This is a genomic window from Klebsiella sp. A-Nf5, from assembly GCF_002810545.1.
Lineage (GTDB): Bacteria > Pseudomonadota > Gammaproteobacteria > Enterobacterales > Enterobacteriaceae > Klebsiella > Klebsiella variicola.
The window spans coordinates 22,892-41,918 of record NZ_PIOG01000014.1 but is presented as its reverse complement, the minus strand read 5'-3'; the positions used below and the strand labels follow the sequence as shown (position 1 = coordinate 41,918).

Here is a 19,027-nt window from a genome sequence, read left to right as displayed (position 1 = left end):
GGTGGGCGTCGCGCAGGACGACATCGGTAATGGCAACGGTCATAAATTCCTCCGTGAATTAAGGGTGAAGACGGCGATGGTGGTGAATGGCGGCGACAATCGCCGGCTTTAAGCGGGCGAAGTCGTCAGCGGGCGCGACGGCGGCCGGCGCCGGTTTGGGGGCGGCGGGCAGCTCAGGGAACAGACGGTTCACGGCGAGGGACATTCCCTGAATGGCAAAGATGAGCAGCAGCAGGAACACCAGCACAAAGCCCATGCCGAGAAACATCAGGGTGAAGCCTTCGCCCAGGAGGACGGCATTGTCAGTCATAAAATAGCCTTTGGGAGGGGCGCAATAATGGCTAACGGCAGACCGCGTTAGCCGAGTGGATTTCCCCGGACCGCCTGGTCAGAAGCCTCTGTTTAACGGTCAGCTACCGCTGCCATTACTGCGCTATATATTCAATCGGGGTTATTTAATGAAGCTCACATGTTTGCAGATTTCATCGGCGACAATGTCTTTGCGCTGATTAAAGATCACTTTATTCTGCTCAAACAGGTTATTGCCGTGGGTATCGATTGAGACAATTAACGGCCCGAACTCTTTCACCCGACAGACCCATAAAGTTTCCGGCATCCCTAAATCACGCCACTGCGCATCTTCGATTTCTTCGACGCAGACCGCGGCGACAACCGCGCAGCCGGCCGGAAACACGCAGTGCAAGGCTTTATGCTCGGCGCAGCCCTCTTCGGTCCCCTTACCCATACCGCCTTTGCCGACAATTAATTTCACGCCAGTTCTGGCAATAAACTCTTTTTCAAACTTCTCCATGCGCATACTGGTCGTCGGCCCAACGGAGACCATTTCAAATTTATCTTCCGAACCTTTAATCGGCCGCACAATTGGCCCGGCGTGTAATATCGCGCCGCCAGCAACGTTGACCGGTAATTCACGACCGCCCTCAATTAAACGGCGATGGGCAACATCGCGACAGGTCACAATATGGCCATTGAGATAAATAATATCGCCCGCTTTAATATCAGCTAAATCTTCATCTTTAATGGGCGTAGTGAGTATTTTTTTAGTCATCAGAAAGCCACTCCTGTGTGAGACGTAATGGTGTAGTTCAGGTCTTTATCGAAAACGATATGTCCTTTGCGGTGCGACCAGCAGCCGACGTTGACCGCCACGCCAATGGTGGAAGGATGGCGTGCGGTATTTTCGATATTGACGCCCATCACGGAGGTATTGCCGGACATCCCCTGCGGGCCAAGGCCGATTTTGTTGATGCCGTCTTCGAGCATTTTTTCCAGCGATGCCGCGCGTTCGTTATCATTGTGCGAGCCAATCGGGCGCATCAGCGCTTTCTTCGACAGCAGCGCCGCGGTTTCCACTGATGTTGCCACCCCAACGCCAACCAGCAATGGCGGACAGGCGTTCAGGCCATAGCTGGTCATCACATCCAGCACGAAACGGGTTACGCCTTCGTAACCAGCGCCCGGCATCAGCACCATCGCTTTACCCGGCAGCGAGCAGCCGCCGCCCGCCATATAGGTGTAGATGCTGCACTGGTCGGAATCCGGGACGATCTCCCAGAAAACGGTGGGCGTCCCTTTGCCGACGTTTTTACCGGTGTTGTATTCATCAAAGGTCTCGACGCTGTTATGGCGCAGCGGGGAGTCGACGGTGGCTTTGATCACCGATTCGCGCAGCAGTGCTTCCAGTTCGCCGATCAGCGGGAAGTTGGCGCCGCACTCCACCAGAAACTGGATCACGCCGGTATCCTGGCAGGAGGGACGATCCAGCTCTTTCGCCAGACGCTGGTTTTCAATCATGGTGGTAAAGATGACGTCCGCCAATTGGCTGGTCTCTTTCTTATGCAACTCTTTTAGTTTTGCTGTGACGTCATCAGGCAATACTTTGCCGGTATATCCCACAAATCTGGCCATGATGTCGGTCATGCGGGATATCTGTTCACTCTTGCTCATAAAGGCTCCTTAGTCAGAACAGCGTCCGTAAATTACGGATGAAAAGGGAAAAGGATTGGCAGCAGGATCAGGCTGACAATGGTGGAAACGATAATCAGAGGGATGCCGGATTTGGCGTAATCGACGAACTTATAGCCCCCGGCCGACAGCACCATCATATTGGCGGGCATACCGATCGGCGTCGCATAGGCGCAGGAGCTGCCAATAACGGTCGCCATCAGCACCGCACGCGGATCGGCGCCCATACCGGCGGCAATCGACAGGCTCACCGGCACCAACAGCGCGACGGTGGCGGTATTGGACATAAAGTTGGTCATCACCACGGAGAGGGCAAAGACCACCACCAGCAGCATAAACGGTGAGGAGTTGTTGCCCAGCAGGCCAATAACCTGGTCAGCCACCAGCTTGCCCGCCCCGGTCATTTCCAGCGCCTTTGCCAGCGCCAGGGTGCCGCCGAAGATAAAAATAGTCTGTGAATCAATGGCCTTGTAAGCTTGCTTTTCCGTCAGCACCCCGGTAACCACCAGCACCAGGGCACCGATACAGCCGGCCACCGCCAGGCTAATGCCGGTCTGTTTTTCGAAAATCATGCCGAGGATCGTGGCGATCAACACCACCAGGGACAGGATCTGCTTCCAGCGTGGAACGTGGCTGTAATCCCGCTGTTCACCGACGCTGCCCACTTCCCCGCTGTTTGGATTATTAGGCAAAAACTTATAGCCGATGGTCAGGAAATAGAGGATGCCGCAGACCAGCATCGGTAGACCCACTTTCGCATACTCAAAGAAACCGAAGCCGCTGCCGATGTTCTGCAAGGCCGATTGCGCGATCAGGTTGCCCGGGGCGCCAATCAGCGACAGGTTGCCGCCCAGCGCGGCAGCAAACACCAGCGGCATCAGCAGACGCGAGCGGGAAAATCCCGATTTGGCGGCCACGCCAATGACGACCGGGATTAATACGGCTGCCGTACCGGTATTGGAGAGAAAACCTGACATTACGCCGACGACTACCATAATGGTGAAGATCAGCTGTTTCTCCGTTTTGGCGAAGTGAGTGATCACCCCACCGACTTTATTGGCCATCCCGGTCTCAAATAACGCCCCGCCAACGATAAACATGGCGACGAAAAGAATGACATTGCTGTCGATAAAACCGGCAAAGGCCTGCTTCAGATCCAATACGCCAGTAACCACTAACGCCACGCAAACCACCATGGAAGTCACTGCCAGCGGCACCTTCTCCCACACGAACATGACGATAGCGAACACCAGCAAACATAGGGTGATGGTAATCGGTTCCATACTTATAATTTTTCCTATCAATGATATATGATATTGTATCCAATATTGACGAGGGAGAAATTATGCCCATGTAAAAAGTAAGTCAATGCGTTTTTGTGGAATGATCGCGCAATGAGATCTGCATCAAGATCCTGCGCAGATCGTCACGTGAAGGAATTAATAACGTTGATAAATATAATAAACGCCAGCCATTCGCTGGCGATCGATCCGGTCAGGGATCAGGATCGGGCAGGTATCGGGTGAGCATATTCTCCATTGAGCGGATAATATGTTCATGCATTCGCTGGCGGGCCAGCGCTTCGTTATGCTGCTCAAGCGCTTGTAAGATCGCTTTATGTTCACGGATGGAAATGACGGCGTACTCTTCTTCAGTCACCTTGTGCCCCATCGACAGTCCGTTCCACATGTTGCAGAGCAGCATCTTCATTTTTTCATTTCCCGCCGCGTTCCAGATCTCCATGTGGAAGGCCTGATTCAGGTCGGAATATTCAGCAGAATTATTGTCTGCCAACGCCTTCTCTGCGGCATAATGAACCTGAGCGATGCGTGAAATATCTGTCCCTGGACGAGAAGCTTTCGCCACCGCTTCACTTTCCAGTACGGCGCGAATTTCGTAATGCTCACGGATAGTCTGCTCATTAATCCCCAGCACCACCGCACCTTTATTCGGCCGCACTTGAATCAGGCCATCGGCGGCTAAAATTTGAAACGCTTCACGTACCGGCATGCTGGAGACGCCAACCATTCTGGCAATCCCTTCAAGGGTAATTTCCTGCCCTTCCACTAAATCCCGCGAAAGGATCGCTTTACGCAAAACCGCCGCAACCTGCTCCTTCGCAGAAAGAAGCTTAATTTTCCCTAATTTAGGCTTCTGCACTTTCCCAATCCTTCATATGTTGACGCATTATCTCCGCAAGCATAAGGAAATAACGCTGTGTTGCCTGAGCAATTTTTTCGCCTTCACCACGGCCAATAGCGCTCGCCAGTTCGCTCAGGATCAGCGCCGACTCCTGGCCATCCTCTTTCAGGTACAGAATGACATAGGAAATATAACCATCCAAAAATTGCTGATACGCCTTTGCCAGATAGCGGTTATCAAGATAGGAAATCAGCAACTGATGAAACGCCAGTTCACCAGCGTTATCGCCAGCACGCGCCAGCGCCTGCGCGCGTGCGCGAAGTAATTCCCCCTGATTTGCCGGCACGAGGGCAAACAGTTCCGCAGCCATCACCGCGATAACGCGAAAAATATGGCTCACATCCTCGACGGCCAGCGTGGAGACCTGCATATGTCGGTTAGGCAAGCGCACCAGAAATCCTTCCTGTTCAAGGGACTGTAGCGCTTCCCTAACCGGCATACGTGAAAGTCCCAACTGTTCCGCGATGTTCTCCTGGGTCAGTTCCTCACCGGGTTTCATAGCGCCGGAGAGGATCTGATAACGAATCATCTGCGCGATTTGGTCCCGGGTCTGTTTTCTTTCGATCTTTTTCACGCTGTCCTCATGGCTAGTGGCTTAAAACGCGGGGGATTTTAGCAGATTTGCCCGACCGCTGGCGCATTGGGGCGAAAAGTGAGGCAATAAAAAGCCGGAACAACGGTTCCGGCTTTTTTGCACGTGCGAGGTTACTTGTTGACGAAGTCTTCGCCGAGCGCGATATCTTTCTTCAGGGTATCCAGCATACCTTCCAGCGCCTGCTGCTCAAAGGCGCTGAGTTTGCCGATAGACTGACGCTCTTCCACGCCATTTTTCCCCAGCAGCAGTGGCTGGGAGAAGAAACGCGCATAGTGGCCGTCGCCTTCCACGTAGGCGCACTCCACCACACCTTTTTCGCCCTGCATCGCGCGAACCAGAGAGAGACCAAAGCGCGCAGCCGCCTGACCCATCGACAATGTCGCCGACCCGCCGCCCGCTTTCGCTTCCACGACTTCGGTACCGGCGTTTTGAATGCGTTTAGTCAGATCGGCCACTTCCTGCTCGCTGAAGCTGACGCCCGGGATCTGCGACAATAATGGCAGAATGGTGACGCCGGAGTGACCACCAATGACCGGAACTTCCACCTCAGTTGTCGATTTACCTTTCAGCTCAGCGACAAAGGTATTGGAGCGGATAATGTCCAGCGTGGTGACGCCGAACAGCTTGTTTTTATCGTACACGCCGGCTTTTTTCAGCACTTCGGCGGCGATAGCCACGGTGGTGTTCACCGGGTTGGTGATAACACCGATGCAGGCCTGCGGGCAGGTTTTGGCAATCTGCTGCACCAGGTTCTTGACGATGCCGGCATTCACATTAAACAGGTCGGAACGATCCATGCCGGGCTTACGCGCTACGCCCGCGGAGATCAGCACCACATCAGCGCCTTCCAGCGCCGGGGTAGCATCTTCACCGGAAAATCCTTTAATTTTTACATCTGTGGGGATATGACTTAGATCTACCGCCACGCCCGGCGTAACCGGAGCGATGTCGTACAACGAGAGCTCTGAACCTGAAGGCAGTTGGGTCTTAAGTAGTAGGGCAAGCGCCTGGCCGATACCACCGGCGGCGCCAAGGACTGCAACTTTCATCCTAAACTCCTTATTATGGTTAATTTAGTCTTTCGTTATTCCGTCGCCTGGACCTTAATTCACAAGATGAACAATTACAATGATTATGGCTGAAGAATGCATTATTGTGCGTAGCAATAGAACAGCGGCGCACTTTATGCTTCCTGACTGACCATCCAGCAAAGCGAAGTACCGGATCGACTGTTGGTTACAATACACCCAGCCAGTTGAGCAAAACAACACCAACTCAATAACATTTCATTTACTTTTACATGGCTTTAAGCGTTGTGATGTGAACATGTTCCTTATATGGTTTTTTTGCTAAAATATGCCCCCTTCATAACATTATTGACCTATCCCGCTGCGGATTATTTGCATAAAAATTCACGATTATGCATAATGATGTTGTTTTTACCACCATAATCTGGGTGACTTATGCGAAGTTCGGCAAAACAAGAAGAACTGGTTAAAGCGTTTAAAGCGCTGCTTAAAGAAGAGAAATTCAGCTCGCAGGGAGAGATCGTCCAGGCGCTGCAGGAAGAAGGCTTCGAGAATATCAACCAATCGAAGGTTTCCCGCATGCTCACCAAATTTGGCGCGGTTCGTACCCGTAACGCCAAAATGGAAATGGTTTATTGCCTGCCTGCTGAGCTTGGCGTGCCGACCACCTCCAGCCCGCTGAAAAATTTGGTGCTGGATATCGACTATAACGATGCCGTCGTGGTGATTCACACCAGCCCCGGCGCGGCGCAGCTGATTGCCCGTCTTCTCGACTCGCTGGGCAAGGCGGAAGGTATTCTCGGCAGCATCGCCGGGGATGACACCATCTTCACCACCCCTGCGCGCGGCTTTACGGTGAAAGATCTGCACGACGCCATCCTGGTCCTGTTCGAACAGGAACTCTGAGTATTCCCCTCTGGCAATCGTCAGAGGGCGACTCCCCTTTCTTTCTCTTACGCCCTTCAACCCAACAATTATTTAACATTTTGTGTGATTTAACGCGTCTATACGTTCTTTTACTTAAGGGAAACGCCTAAAACGCACGAAAGATCAAATTCGTATACCTTTATGATTTTATTAGAAATAAATCTTATCATTGCAGATAAGTTGTCATTTTTAATTCTTATAGGTTATAAAAAGCGCAATCCATTGTAACTATTAACGCGCAAAACAATTAGCATGGTATTAATATTTTTGGTGATTAGTGTATACTTGGTTTTGTGATGAGGGTCACGAAACAAAGACCCTCAACAAAAAGATTCGACGAGGTGAACATCATGAAAATCAAAACCACTGTAGCAGCACTCAGCATCCTGTCCTTCGTGTCGTTTGGCGCTTTTGCCGCTGACGTTATCAACAGCGAGCAAGCCCAGGGCCGCGAGGCCATCGGCACAGTTTCCGTCGGCGCGGTAGCCTCTTCCCCGATGGATATGCATGAACTGCTGAACAAGAAAGCGCAGGAAGAAGGGGCTTCTTCTTATCGCATTATCGAAGCCCGCACTGGCGACCACTGGCACGCCACCGCAGAGCTTTATAAATAAGTTTTAGATCGTCTACGACTAACCCGACACAGATTCTCTACCGCGGCCCGGGTGCATACATCCCCCGCCGTGGCAAAACAAAGACTGGAGTAAAGATTATGAAACGCGCAATGATCATCGCATCCCTTGGCCTGGCTTCCGTTCTCTCTTTCGGCGCAAGCGCGGCCGTTCAGCAAGTCAACGCTGAGCAAGCACAAAATCTGCAGTCCATGGGCACCATCTCAGTATCCCAGGTTGGCAGTGCGCCAATGGACATGCGTCATGAACTGGCCGCTAAAGCCGAGAAAGAAGGCGCCAGCAGCTACCGTATTATTGAAGCACGTACCGGCGATAGCTGGCACGCCACCGCTGAGCTGTACAAATAAACCCTCGTCGTCTTATTTCGACGACTTGCCCCCGCCTGCCGGGGGCTTTTTTTTGGTTCATCGCCAGACCCGTCCGAACAATGCGTTCCGCTTCCACAGCGGAACAGCGATTTACAAATTGGCGTCCTTATCTTTCGTCCCGTTGGCAGTGTGAACCGGCGCGCCGAGCGTCGCTTTAAACCAGTTGACCACGCGATCGATAACCGGCTTCTGATACCAGCTATCGTCGCCATGTTCCGCGCCTTCGACCAGTACATAGTCTGCCTTATTACCTTCCGCTTTTAATGCCTTATATAACTGCGCGCTTTGAACAGGTGAAACCAGGGTGTCGGCACTGCCATGCATAATTAGCATTGGCGGTTCGTTACGGGAGATATGCCCCATCGGGCTGGCATTGAGCGCTTTTTGCCGGTCGCTGTCGATAGCGGCGCCTGGCCAGTTGCGAAAGGCGCTGCCATGAACCAGGAGCGCTTCCGTCACGGCCGGCGAGGCGTGCACGTGCTGAACCTCTGGTGGAAAGCCTTCACCAATATTCAATAGATTAGAGATGCCATACAACGTCACTGCAGCCTGGACATCGGAGGGCTGGTCGAGAAAATCACCCTGCTCCCAGACTTTCTCGCCGTGCGTCAGCGCCATCATCTGCGCCATATAGCCGCCGGCAGAATCACCCAGCACGCCGATACGTTTAGGGTCAATGCCATATTCCGCCGCGTGGGCGCGCAAGTAGCGGATAGCCGCTTTACCATCGACAACCGGCGCCGGAAACGTGTCTGGCACCGTGCGGTATTCCGCCGCGGCGACGACAAATCCGGCTTCCGCCAGCGCCATGCGCATTTCGATAAATTTATCCCATGCCGCGCTGGTAAAGCCGCCACCAGGGAAGTAGACAATGGCGGGCTTTAGATCGTGATTGCGCGGCACCAGCAAAGACATATGCATCTGACGCACAGAGACCGCGTTTTTAACCTGGCTGTAAACCACGCCATTGAATGTGTCGATACGGCCACGAGTCTGGTCCACGTGAATAACCTGCGCACCATCAGCATAACCTGGGAGTTCCGCAGAATAGGCTGTCACCGACATGGTGCCCAGCATCAGGCTGCTGGTGAAGAACAAAGGAAGGGTTTTCATGGTATTTGGCCCTGGATAATACCTGCCAAAAGCAGGTCAAATATAAAATGAGTTCGCGTTTCAGGCAGTGTATCCCCGAAAAATCACCATGAATAATGCACTTTTTGTATTAAATTCATCTACTTTTTTGATGAAAACAGCCATTTATCGCTCAACTCTGGTCACGAACGACAGCACAACATTAGTGGCTGGCAGGATACCGATGACGTCATCCTGAACATCAAAGCCGTGTTTCCCGGTTTAAAAGATGAACGTTTTAGCCATGACGGGCGTTAAAGCGCAACTCCCCCTCCAGCTCTTCCTCTGCTTCATCAAATAATAAAATCAGTGCGCCGAAGCGCCGACGCTGCATGTCATTTAAATGAATAAACTCAATATCCAGCGGCAATGGCAGCAGCCCACCAGTCACCGCATCCCACAGTGAATCCAGGTTGTTGACCTTATCCTGAGCCAGCTCAAAGGTTCGAGAAAACTCCCGGTAGAAATCCTGTTGTTCGGCGATTTCGTCAAAATCAAACGTATAGGTGGTCATGGCAGCCCCTCCCGCTTCTCTTCCTGTCGCCGTTAAGTATAGCGATAAAAAAACCGACGCCTGGGCGTCGGTGTAGGGGTTAACTACTGGTCAAAACATGCTGGTACTTGTGCAACATCTCAACCAGCCGCCGCACGGGCTCGGTCACCTGCGGTGAAGCTTCCCAGACCCGCAACTTCTCCTGATAGACATCAAGCTCAGCCAGCAGCTGGGTAAAGTAGCGCCGACGCTTATCATCACTCCCGGCGGAGATCACATGATCTGCGGTACGTCGCAGCTGTCGATGGAAGGCCGACAGATCGTCGTTCACCGGCACGGGCGCATCGCGCAGGCGCTGATGGGCAATAATCAACGTCAACGCCAGACGGAAGCGGGCGACATCGCCGGGGAACTTGTTGAGCAATAAAAACAACTGCTGATAGAGCGCGGGCAGATGATTCTCTTTGCGACGCGCCGAGTTCGTTGTCAGTGAGGAGACCGCCGCAGAGACAAACTGGTTCAACAGCACCCGACCGGTTCTGGCCCGTGAGTTATCTCTGACGAGCAGAATCACCATCAGGGCAAGGAAACAGCCGACGATCTGCCCCAGCGCACTGTCAAGAAACTGACTGAACTGAAACTGCATCGGGTTATCCAGCACCAGAATGTTGATGGTGCTCGCCAGCGCCCCCAGCGATCCGAGACGTCTTTTCTGCACTTCGATACCGATAAAGAACGCCATCGCCGCCAGGCTGATACAGAGCAGCAGCATACTCTGCTGCGTCGCCGGCATGATCACCAGGAAGTACAAGGTACCCAGCGGTAACGCCGCCAGGGTGCCGTAGAGGAAGTCCATCGCCACCATTCGGGGGTTAGGCAGGCGCATCGCCAGCGCGGTAACGACGGCAATCATCACCATCGCGCCGCTGCCAGAGGTCCAGCCCGTCCACAGCCAGAACAACGTCCCGAGGATACAGGAGACAGAGGTGCGCCAAAAGTTCACCATCGCATGGTGGCGCTCGGCAGACTCCACTTTGACCACCGCTTCGCCGCGCAGCACACCATCTTCAATGCGACTGATTTTGGTGTTGCCCACCACGCCGCGCTTGAGCAATAAGTAACGCGTGGCTGCGCCCACCCAGCTGTAGATGGTGACGGGTGTATTATGCTCGCCTTTCCAGGTCAGGAAACGGCGCATACGCTTCAGCTGCTGGTGGACATCCTGCACTGTCTCAACCGGCTCAGCAAACAGCTCGCGGTAGTCATCCGTCACCATTTCCGGGCGCGAGTTTTGAATCAGGTAGGTTTCGCACGCTTGGGTGATAAGCGTTAACGAGAGGGTATTGATCGCCTTCAGACGCTGATTCGCCTTCGCCCAGCGTGAGGATTCCATGATCAGATTACTGCGCATACCTTCCAGCGCCGTAGTGCGACGCACCAGCGCGCCCCACGCCTGATCCACTTCCTCTTTTTCGCCGTGGGCGACGCATAACTGCATCAGCTTATATTGAGCAATCAGCAGGTTATCCAGTTCAAGGTCGATCTCTTTTTTAATCGAACGTGGAGAGAACAGCAGGTCGGCGACGATAGCGCTGACAATACCGATGACAATTTCGCTACAGCGTTCGACCGCAAACTGCGGCGCCAGCATCGGATTGGTATGGATGGTAATAATGATAATCAGCGCGGTGTACCCGGCCAGCCCCCAGGCATAAGAGTTTTCGACCTTAACCAGCGACGAAATCCAGGTACAAAACCCGGCCCACAGGCAGCAGACCAGCATCATCAGCAGAGGCGCGCGGATCATCAGGATGATGATAACCAGCGCCGCAATACAGCCAATAAAGGTCCCGGCAATGCGCAACATCCCGCGATAGCGGATCGCGCCAGAGTAAGGTTCGCCGCCGGCAGCAAAAGCCGGCCCGGCGGCGACGATCGCTGCCGTCAGTACCGCCCAGCGCGGCGTTTCGAGCTGAAAATGGAAACCGACAAACAGCGCCAGCACCACCGCGCATGCAAGCTTAATGGCAAAGCGGAGATGCCGGGGAGCAATGGTATATGTCCCCATAGCGATTAACCGAATTCGCGCAGGCGCATAGCCAGTTTCTGGAAGAAGTTGGCCCGGCTGGTATCGCGGTCTTCTTTACCGGTGATCACCACCGTCGCCGTGGTGCCCGATGGCCACAGATTGCCCTGCTGCTGGTCGAGGCGAATACGCACCGGCACACGCTGCGCCAGACGCACCCACTCAAGGTTGGAGTCGACCGAGGCCATCCCTTTCGAGTCGCTGCTGCTGCTGGCGTTGGTCACCCCTGCAGCGATACTGTCCACTGTCCCTTTAATGGTTTTGCTGCTGCCAAGTGGGGTAATCTCCGCACGGTAGCCAGGGCGGACGCCTTCCAGCTTGGTCTCTTCCAGATAGGCCATGACGTAAAACGTATTCTCTTTCACCAGCGCCACCGCCGTGGAGCCACGGGTAATAAACTCCCCGGTATAGACGTTAAGGTTGGTCACCCAGCCATCCGCGGGGGCGCGAATTTCTGTGCGCTCGAGGTCCAGCCTGGCCAGATCGCGGCTGGCTACCGCTTTCGCCAACTGATGCTCAACGGTTTGCAGCACGTTGTTAGCCTGGTCTATCTCTTCCCGCGACATCGCCTGTATGCCCAGCTTATTACGCCGACCCGCTTCAACGCGCTTCTCCTGCGCTAAGGTCTGGTAGTAAGCGACATCGGCTTCCGCCTCCGCCAGCGCTTTTTGGTAACGAGGTTGGTCAATAACGAACAATACCTGGTCTTTCTTAACCAGTTGGTTATCCTTGACGTTTACCTGGGAAATCAGCCCGGAGACGTCAGGGGCAATCGCCACAATGTCAGCACTAAAGCGCGCATCCCGCGTCCACGGCGAAGCGGTGTAATAGACCCAGGCGCGGAAAATCGCCACGAAAGCCAAAATGACCAGTATCACGGTAATAGCGGTACGGAGGATATTTCTTGTTAGTGTTTTCACATCAACCTCAAACGAACAAGCGCGATATCAAATAAAAAAGGCAGCAATATAGCGCCGTATTAAACAGTGCAGGGTGCCAGACAAAATCGTAAATGCCGGTCGGAACCAGCAGTCGATGCACCAGCCAAAAGATGGCCAGCGACAAAAGCAACTCGAAGAAGATCGGCGGAAACGATAAGCCGAAAATCACGATGACAGGAAACAGACTCATGATGACCTTGAATAAGAAGCGTACAGGTAGTGAGCAGATGCGTTTATTATGTAGCTAACAATATATTAACGTAACGATTGCCGCATTATCTACAATGTGTGATCTAAATCACTTTTAAGCCAGAGTGAATAATGGAACGATTAAAACGCATGTCCGTTTTCGCCAAAGTGGTCGAATTAGGTTCATTCACCGCGGCGGCCCGCCAGCTTCAGATGAGCGTTTCTTCGATCAGTCAGACCGTCGCCAAACTGGAAGATGAGCTGCAGGTAAAGCTGCTCAACCGCAGCACACGCAGCCTTGGTTTAACTGAAGCAGGTAAAATCTATTACCAGGGCTGCCGTAGGATGCTGTTTGAAGCGCAGGATGTCCATGAGCAATTATACGCATTTAATAACACCCCCATCGGGACGCTGCGCATTGGTTGCTCTTCAACTATGGCACAAAATGTTCTGGCGCGCATAACGGCGGAAATGCTGAAAGAATACCCCGGACTCTCCGTCAATCTGGTCACCGGCATACCGGCCCCGGACCTGATCGCCGACGGCCTTGACGTGGTGATCCGTGTGGGCGCCCTGCAGGATTCCAGCCTTTTTTCCCGCCGCCTGGGCTCAATGCCGATGGTATTATGCGCCGCCAAAAGCTATCTGGCGCAGGCAGGCAATCCGGAGAAACCGGCCGATTTCGCCAGCCATTCATGGCTGGAATATAGCGTACGTCCGGATAACGAATTTGAAATTATCGCCCCGGAAGGGATCTCAACCCGCCTGATCCCGCAGGGGCGCTTTGTGACCAACGATCCCATGACGCTGATACGCTGGCTGACAGCCGGGGTGGGTATCGCTTATGTACCATTGATGTGGGCGATCGAAGAGATCAACCGCGGCGAGCTTGAGATCCTGCTGCCCAGCTACCAGTCCGATCCGCGGCCGGTCTACGCGCTGTATACGGAAAAGGATAAACTGCCGCTGAAAGTGCAGGTCTGTATCAACTATCTGACGGAATATTTTGTCGACGTGGCGAAGATCTATCAGGGCATGCACGGGCGCGGGATCGCCCGGTGAAGCGGTTCCCGGCGGCGCCGGGAACCAGGTCAGGATCAGGCAGTACCGCCGACGGTAAGATTATCGACCTTCAGGGTCGGCTGGCCGACGCCCACCGGCACGCTCTGGCCTTCTTTGCCGCAAACGCCAACGCCGTTATCCAGCCGCAGGTCATTCCCTACCATCGAAATCTGCTGCATGGTTTCAATCCCGGAGCCGATCAGCGTGGCCCCTTTCACCGCCTTCGTGACCTTGCCTTTTTCGATCAGATAGGCCTCGGAGGTAGAGAAGACAAACTTACCGGAGGTGATATCCACCTGCCCGCCGCCAAAGTTAGGCGCGAAGATACCGTAGTCGACCGACTCGATAATCTCCTGCGGCGTCGACTGGCCCGCCAGCATATAGGTGTTGGTCATACGCGGCATCGGCAGATGGGCATACGACTCGCGACGGCCGTTACCGGTCGGCGCGACGCCCATCAGACGCGCATTGAGCTTATCCTGCATATAGCCTTTCAGGATGCCGTTTTCGATCAGCACGTTATATTGCCCCGGCGTGCCTTCGTCATCGATGGCGACCGACCCACGACGATCGACGATAGTGCCGTCATCCACCACGGTGCACAGCTCAGAGGCAACTAATTCCCCCATATGGCCGCTAAAGACCGAGGTGCCGCGACGGTTGAAATCACCTTCCAGCCCATGGCCGACCGCTTCGTGCAGCAGGACGCCAGGCCAGCCGGCGCCGAGCACCACCGGCAGCATCCCCGCCGGGGCGGCGACTGCCGAAAGGTTCACCAGCGCCATGCGCACGGCTTCTTTCGCCCAGGCATCAGCCCGCACGTCGCCCTCCTGGGAGGCGAGGAAATAGTCATAGCCAAAGCGTCCACCGCCGCCGCTGCTGCCGCGCTCACGCTTGCCATCCTCTTCCACCAGCACGCTGACCGAAAGGCGCACCAGCGGGCGAACGTCCGCGGCGAGGGTGCCGTCGGTAGCTGCCACCAGAATCAGTTCATAAACGCCGCTCAGGCTGGCCGAAACTTCCTGCACGCGCTTGTCCGCCGCCCGGGCGACTTTGTCCACCCGGCGCAGAATATCCAGCTTCTCTTCCCGACTCATGCTCTGCAGCGGGTCGATGCTGGTGTACAAAGGGCTGTACTCAACGGCTCCCAGGGTCTGCACTTTGCCATTACCGGTATCACGCACAATCGTCCGCGCCGCCTGGGCGCTCTGCTCCAGCGCCAGCTTGCTAATCTGGTCCGCGTAGGCAAAGCCCGTTTTTTCGCCGCTGACGGCGCGCACGCCTACGCCCTGGTCAATGTTGTACGACCCATCTTTAATGATGCTGTCTTCCAGAACCCAGGATTCGTGATAGCTCGACTGAAAATAGAGATCGCCGTAATCGAGGCGGCGCTCGGTCAGTTGACCAAGAATGGCAAACAGATCCTGATGATTCAGGCCATTTGCCGACAGTAATTGTTCACTTACCAGGTTCAGACTCATCGTTATGCTACTCGTTTGTTGCCGCCTGACAGGCGGAAATACAGAAGGCGATCTATTGAGATTGCGGCAATTCCCGGCAATCGTCAAATCATTGCTTTTTGTTGCTGCGCGCCTGGCGCAGCACTTCATTGATCTGCGGCTGGTCAATTGGGCCGGTAATGCGATAGCGCAGAATCGAGACTTTGTTCCACAGCGGGCCCAGCACCTTGCTGGCGGCAAACACCGCCGCGCCGACGATAGGGTTGACGGCAAAAGCCGCCGCCACGCCGACGGTCGCAGAGATCTCCGGCGCCACCACCGCCTGCAGATCCAGCTGGCGACGCACCAAATCGACCGAACCTTTCATGGCAATATCCGCTTCCAGGCCATCCACCAGCGTATCGTCGGTATGCAGCACGCCATCCTTGATCCACGCCGTACTGTTAATCGAGTCAAAGTAAAAGCCCTCGCTAAAGGTATCGCTAAAGTCGAAACGCAGCTTACGCAGCAGGGCGTCGACGCTCAGCAAACGCAGCAGCTGGCCAGCGTGTCCGGTACTCAGGTCGGTAAACTGTCCTTTGCCGAGGTGGCTTTTAATGATCCCATTGAGCGATGCGACATCGGGTGACCAGGGCGGCGCGCGCCAGTGGAGATCATAGTCGATGTCAAACGGCGAATCCTTCACCGGCGTGGAAACGCCGAAGAAACTGGCAAACTCATCCGTCTTATTGCCATGCAGTTTGCCTTTCAGCGACGTACGTACACCGGTCGGCGCGCTGACCCAGACGCCATCGGTCGTCAGTCGGCCAAACCCGGTATCCACCAGACCATTGGAGAGCGTTAAGGTATCGCCCTTAATCGCCACATCGCCGTCGATACGGCCATATTTTTGCCCCCACAGCCAGCATTCCGCACAGCGCAGCTGCAGATCGGGCCAGCCGTGGAAATCCAGCCGCGTCTCTGCCTGCGGGGCAGCGTTCTTCTCACCGGTCTGGCCATTGGCGCTGGTCGGGTTGAAATAGAGATAACGCACATTCGCCAGCCAGGGCGCATTGTCGCGCATCGTCAGGGTAGCGTTGATTTCACGCCCCTGCGCCTCGACCTGCGAGCCGCCGGCGACCGGCTGCGACATCAGACTGACGTTGTTCCACTGTTGACCGGCAAGCGCCAGCGACGGCGTACGCAGCACAATGCGCTGGGGAAAGAGTATGGTGCTGCTGACTTCATTCGCCGCCCCGTTTTGAAAGAGCGCCAGCCATTGAGCGCCATCCATCGGTGGCAAATTGAGTTCAACCCCAGGCTGGTCAGGCAGCGGAGAGAGCCCCTTGCTGTCCGAAGTAAGGATTGCCCGATCCAACGTCAGCTTATGGTTCAGCAACCAGCGGCTGTTGATATGATTCTTCGCGCCGACGGAGCCGGTCAGGTCGAAGCTGCTCAAACCGCCGGCGACGTTAATTTTGACCGGCATCGGCTCTCCAGCGGGCTTATTGACCGGCGAAGGTAAGTGACTGCTCACATTCTTGAGGTCGCCGTTGATATCAACCTTATAGCTGGCGTTACCATGGTACGGCAGTTCGATAGCGACCTTGCCCTCCCACGGCACGCTGCCGCTCAGCGACTCGTTGACGGCTTTTGGCAGCAACCCGGTATGCGATGGCTGCCAGTTGGCGTTCATCCCGACGTCCACCAGAAACGCTTTTTCGCCCTCCCGGGTGGAAAAATTGAGATTCAGCGGCTGATGAAACCAGGTCGCGCTCAACGTTTCGCTATTGAGATCGCCATTCACGAAGCTGAAATTCCCGCTCAGGTTTTGCAGAGTGGTGTCTAACGGCTTGATAAACAGACTGTTATTCTGCAGACGCACATCGCCTTTCGCGGTGGTCATTTCGCCATCTAAAGGGATGTTAAGATGTAAGCGAGCGCTCACATCCCCGTCCAGCTGCAGGGAATCCAGCGCCGCTCCCAGGGTCTCTTTCAGCGGCGTGGTGTTGAAATAAGGTCCCACTTCTTTGCCCGGACCTTTGATATCGGCATCAATCAGCAGCTTTTCAGCGGCATAGTCCGGGATCGCGGCATCGAGATTGCTGGCGGTGACATTGCCGAGCATCGCTTTATCCGCCCGCATCCACAGCCCGTTATTAATAAAGTTGAGATCGATGTTCAGCCCGGTCAGCGCCGGCCAGTCCGGCTGGAAGGCAAAAGTGGCATTCTTCAGCGGGACATAAACCTGGAACTGCCCTTCATTGTGCGGGTAAGGGAAAAGATGCGGATTGCCGCCATACACCAGCGTCGCATCGCGAGCCTGTCCGGCTTTAATCGCGCCGCTGAGATAGTCCACCAGCGCCTTGCCCATCAGGTTTTCCGGGAAGTAGCGCCATGCCTGGCCGCCGTCATTGGTGCTGATGCCCGCCAGAATGCCCAGCCAGGGATCATCTCCCTGCGGTTGCAGATAGCGGAAGCCGCCGCGGGCGCGGACACCCGTCGCCTGCACGTCAATATCGCGGCCATCAAGCATAAACCCTTTGTCGTTTTTCACCCAGCTGAGGGTGGCTTCGCCAGCGGCGATCTCCAGCGGGGCGCGGAAAACACCGGTATAAGGCATCAGCGCCTGCGTCATGCGGGCGCGCAGTTCCCCGTGCTCAACGCTGCCATTCAGACTGCCGGAAAAGTGTTCCGCTCCCGGCAGGAGTTTCCACTGCTTCCATGCCAGATCGCTCCACTGCGCCTGAAAGCGCGTTTTCTCCGTCGCCTGCAGGGGAATATCGAGCGCCAGCAGGTTGATTTTGCCGCTGGGCTGCGTGGTGCGCCAGAGCTCGCCCAGGGAAGGCGCCAGCTTATCGGCGAAAGGCTGTAATCCGCTGAGGCCGCTGAGGGTTAAGTTGCTGGCACGAATGCGTAATTCATCGCTACGCTGATGGTCGTCGCCACCGACGTCCTGCGCCGGGATCCAGGCCATCGCCAGCGCGCCGCTTGGCCAGGGTTTATCGTCGATAGCGATCCGCGTATCGGGAATGTAGAAGCCCCAGCTCTGCTTGTCATGGGAGAGATGCGCCGTCAGGTTATCCACTGACAGGTGATGCACCTCGTCATCCCCCTGCCAGCTGGCGCCCCCTTTTTTCAGCCATACGTCACCGCTGGCCACATCGCCTTTTTCAATGGTCATCCAACCTTCAAGGCTGAAGCGGGCGCTCTTCAGAGCGATATTGTCCTGCATCCAGCGGCCGAGCCACGGTTTGACGTCAATATCGTCAGCCTGTAGCCAGACTCGCCCTTTATTCAGCAGGCCATCCTCATCGCGGAGATCCATCCGCACCTGCATCACGCCATGCTGGCCGGTGAGACTGGAGAGGCTAAGCTGCCCCTCGGCGCGGTGACGGTTCCTGCCGTTAAGCCAGGTCAGCTGCGGGACTGCCAGCTCCGCCCGCTGACCGGAAATGGTCAGGAAGCTCAGATGGCTGTCGCGCAGGGTAAAGTGGTCGAACTGACGTAAAAAGAGATCGCTGATGCGGTCGGTTTTCAGGCTTTCGCCGCCGTCATTGGTCTGAATAGGGGTGTTGGTATGAACCTGCAGCTGCCAGAAGGTAAGATCGCGGAACTGCCAGCGCATATGCAGCAAACTCTGCCAGACGTCCAGCGCCAGGGTCACGCGCTTCACCGCCATTTTGCCGCCGTCTTTCAGACCGACCTGAATATCACGAACATCTAACGTCGGACCAAAATTTTGCCAGCTGGCCGTGATCTGCGAGGCATCCACCGGCGTGCCGGTAAGCGCGGAGATCTTCTCCAGCAGCTGCGGACGCCAGGCGTCGAGCTGCGGCAACACGAGACGCAAGCCACTCACCAGCAGCGCGACGATAACAATCAATGTTGCCACGGTGAGCAATAAAATCCCGGGCAGTCGCCTCACGCCTCTCTCCTTGTCAGCCG

18 protein-coding genes are annotated in these 19,027 nt (G+C 55.1%); 4 read left to right on the top strand and 14 right to left on the bottom strand.

The features are described from left to right. Positions 1-58: 58 nt before the first annotated feature. From CWM53_RS00845 to mdh, 7 genes are all read right to left on the bottom strand, one after another. The gene (locus tag CWM53_RS00845) at positions 59-310 is read right to left on the bottom strand and encodes an oxaloacetate decarboxylase subunit gamma (protein WP_074387436.1); all 252 of its coding nucleotides are present in this window, start codon (positions 308-310) and stop codon (positions 59-61) included. A gap of 141 nt (positions 311-451) precedes the next feature. Then, positions 452-1,069 (bottom strand): L(+)-tartrate dehydratase subunit beta, encoded by a 618-nt coding sequence (gene ttdB, locus CWM53_RS00840; protein WP_074387435.1) that lies wholly within the window; start codon positions 1,067-1,069, stop codon positions 452-454. Then, the gene (gene ttdA, locus CWM53_RS00835) at positions 1,069-1,968 is read right to left on the bottom strand and encodes a L(+)-tartrate dehydratase subunit alpha (RefSeq protein WP_012540456.1); all 900 of its coding nucleotides are present in this window, start codon (positions 1,966-1,968) and stop codon (positions 1,069-1,071) included. Before ttdA ends, ttdB begins: the two co-directional genes overlap by 1 nt. A gap of 32 nt (positions 1,969-2,000) precedes the next feature. Beyond that, positions 2,001-3,269 carry an SLC13 family permease gene (locus CWM53_RS00830; RefSeq protein WP_012967161.1) on the bottom strand — a complete coding sequence of 423 codons (1,269 nt, stop codon included), beginning with the start codon at positions 3,267-3,269 and terminating at the stop codon, positions 2,001-2,003. 211 nt (positions 3,270-3,480) lie between these two features. Next, positions 3,481-4,146 (bottom strand): GntR family transcriptional regulator, encoded by a 666-nt coding sequence (locus tag CWM53_RS00825; RefSeq protein ID WP_100632211.1) that lies wholly within the window; start codon positions 4,144-4,146, stop codon positions 3,481-3,483. Further along, positions 4,133-4,762 carry a GntR family transcriptional regulator gene (locus CWM53_RS00820; RefSeq protein WP_100632210.1) on the bottom strand — a complete coding sequence of 210 codons (630 nt, stop codon included), beginning with the start codon at positions 4,760-4,762 and terminating at the stop codon, positions 4,133-4,135. The genes CWM53_RS00825 and CWM53_RS00820 overlap by 14 nt, the downstream gene beginning before the upstream one ends. Positions 4,763-4,893: 131 nt before the next feature. Beyond that, the gene (gene mdh / locus CWM53_RS00815) at positions 4,894-5,832 is read right to left on the bottom strand and encodes a malate dehydrogenase (RefSeq protein ID WP_100730534.1); all 939 of its coding nucleotides are present in this window, start codon (positions 5,830-5,832) and stop codon (positions 4,894-4,896) included. 414 nt (positions 5,833-6,246) lie between these two features. On the opposite strand from mdh, the gene argR reads away from it, so the two are divergent. From argR to yhcN-B, 3 genes are all read left to right on the top strand, one after another. Further along, entirely contained in the window at positions 6,247-6,717 is a 471-nt protein-coding gene (gene argR, locus CWM53_RS00810) for a transcriptional regulator ArgR (RefSeq protein ID WP_002918625.1), read from the top strand. A gap of 371 nt (positions 6,718-7,088) precedes the next feature. Further along, positions 7,089-7,352, top strand: coding sequence for a peroxide/acid stress response protein YhcN (yhcN, locus tag CWM53_RS00805; protein ID WP_061153166.1), 264 nt, complete (start codon positions 7,089-7,091; stop codon positions 7,350-7,352). Positions 7,353-7,450: 98 nt separating this feature from the next. After that, positions 7,451-7,717 carry a DUF1471 family stress response protein YhcN-B gene (yhcN-B, locus tag CWM53_RS00800; protein ID WP_061153165.1) on the top strand — a complete coding sequence of 89 codons (267 nt, stop codon included), beginning with the start codon at positions 7,451-7,453 and terminating at the stop codon, positions 7,715-7,717. 111 nt (positions 7,718-7,828) lie between these two features. On the opposite strand, the gene CWM53_RS00795 is transcribed toward yhcN-B, so the two are convergent. The 5 genes from CWM53_RS00795 to aaeX all read right to left on the bottom strand — a co-directional run bounded on the left by CWM53_RS00795 (position 7,829) and on the right by aaeX (position 12,579). Next, positions 7,829-8,851, bottom strand: coding sequence for an alpha/beta hydrolase (locus tag CWM53_RS00795; protein WP_100676581.1), 1,023 nt, complete (start codon positions 8,849-8,851; stop codon positions 7,829-7,831). Positions 8,852-9,107: 256 nt separating this feature from the next. Further along, positions 9,108-9,383 carry a barstar family protein gene (locus CWM53_RS00790; protein WP_061153164.1) on the bottom strand — a complete coding sequence of 92 codons (276 nt, stop codon included), beginning with the start codon at positions 9,381-9,383 and terminating at the stop codon, positions 9,108-9,110. A 79-nt stretch (positions 9,384-9,462) separates the two neighbouring features. Beyond that, on the bottom strand, positions 9,463-11,430 hold the full coding sequence (gene aaeB / locus CWM53_RS00785) for a p-hydroxybenzoic acid efflux pump subunit AaeB (RefSeq protein WP_061153163.1): 1,968 nt from the start codon (positions 11,428-11,430) through the stop codon (positions 9,463-9,465). Positions 11,431-11,435: 5 nt separating this feature from the next. Continuing rightward, on the bottom strand, positions 11,436-12,368 hold the full coding sequence (gene aaeA, locus CWM53_RS00780; protein WP_008806683.1) for a p-hydroxybenzoic acid efflux pump subunit AaeA: 933 nt from the start codon (positions 12,366-12,368) through the stop codon (positions 11,436-11,438). A 7-nt stretch (positions 12,369-12,375) separates the two neighbouring features. Continuing rightward, positions 12,376-12,579 (bottom strand): p-hydroxybenzoic acid efflux pump operon protein AaeX, encoded by a 204-nt coding sequence (gene aaeX / locus CWM53_RS00775; RefSeq protein WP_002918640.1) that lies wholly within the window; start codon positions 12,577-12,579, stop codon positions 12,376-12,378. A gap of 131 nt (positions 12,580-12,710) precedes the next feature. Here aaeX and aaeR point away from each other — a divergent pair, with 131 nt between their 5' ends. Next, positions 12,711-13,640 carry an HTH-type transcriptional activator AaeR gene (gene aaeR, locus CWM53_RS00770; protein ID WP_074387431.1) on the top strand — a complete coding sequence of 310 codons (930 nt, stop codon included), beginning with the start codon at positions 12,711-12,713 and terminating at the stop codon, positions 13,638-13,640. Positions 13,641-13,675: 35 nt separating this feature from the next. On the opposite strand, the gene tldD is transcribed toward aaeR, so the two are convergent. Then, positions 13,676-15,121 (bottom strand): metalloprotease TldD, encoded by a 1,446-nt coding sequence (gene tldD / locus CWM53_RS00765; protein WP_008806685.1) that lies wholly within the window; start codon positions 15,119-15,121, stop codon positions 13,676-13,678. An 88-nt stretch (positions 15,122-15,209) separates the two neighbouring features. Beyond that, a complete protein-coding gene (gene yhdP, locus CWM53_RS00760; protein ID WP_074387430.1) occupies positions 15,210-19,007 on the bottom strand; it encodes an AsmA2 domain-containing protein YhdP in 3,798 nt (1,265 codons plus the stop codon). Positions 19,008-19,027: the final 20 nt, after the last annotated feature.

Bases quoted from the DNA above. Each gene is read 5' to 3' on its own strand.
- CWM53_RS00845 (WP_074387436.1), bottom strand. From the start codon at position 310: ATGACTGACAATGCCGTCCTCCTGGGCGAAGGCTTCACCCTGATGTTT.
- ttdB (WP_074387435.1), bottom strand. From the start codon at position 1,069: ATGACTAAAAAAATACTCACTACGCCCATTAAAGATGAAGATTTAGCT.
- ttdA (WP_012540456.1), bottom strand. From the start codon at position 1,968: ATGAGCAAGAGTGAACAGATATCCCGCATGACCGACATCATGGCCAGA.
- CWM53_RS00830 (WP_012967161.1), bottom strand. From the start codon at position 3,269: ATGGAACCGATTACCATCACCCTATGTTTGCTGGTGTTCGCTATCGTC.
- mdh (WP_100730534.1), bottom strand. From the start codon at position 5,832: ATGAAAGTTGCAGTCCTTGGCGCCGCCGGTGGTATCGGCCAGGCGCTT.
- argR (WP_002918625.1), top strand. From the start codon at position 6,247: ATGCGAAGTTCGGCAAAACAAGAAGAACTGGTTAAAGCGTTTAAAGCG.
- yhcN (WP_061153166.1), top strand. From the start codon at position 7,089: ATGAAAATCAAAACCACTGTAGCAGCACTCAGCATCCTGTCCTTCGTG.
- yhcN-B (WP_061153165.1), top strand. From the start codon at position 7,451: ATGAAACGCGCAATGATCATCGCATCCCTTGGCCTGGCTTCCGTTCTC.
- CWM53_RS00795 (WP_100676581.1), bottom strand. From the start codon at position 8,851: ATGAAAACCCTTCCTTTGTTCTTCACCAGCAGCCTGATGCTGGGCACC.
- CWM53_RS00790 (WP_061153164.1), bottom strand. From the start codon at position 9,383: ATGACCACCTATACGTTTGATTTTGACGAAATCGCCGAACAACAGGAT.
- aaeB (WP_061153163.1), bottom strand. From the start codon at position 11,430: ATGGGGACATATACCATTGCTCCCCGGCATCTCCGCTTTGCCATTAAG.
- aaeX (WP_002918640.1), bottom strand. From the start codon at position 12,579: ATGAGTCTGTTTCCTGTCATCGTGATTTTCGGCTTATCGTTTCCGCCG.
- aaeR (WP_074387431.1), top strand. From the start codon at position 12,711: ATGGAACGATTAAAACGCATGTCCGTTTTCGCCAAAGTGGTCGAATTA.
- tldD (WP_008806685.1), bottom strand. From the start codon at position 15,121: ATGAGTCTGAACCTGGTAAGTGAACAATTACTGTCGGCAAATGGCCTG.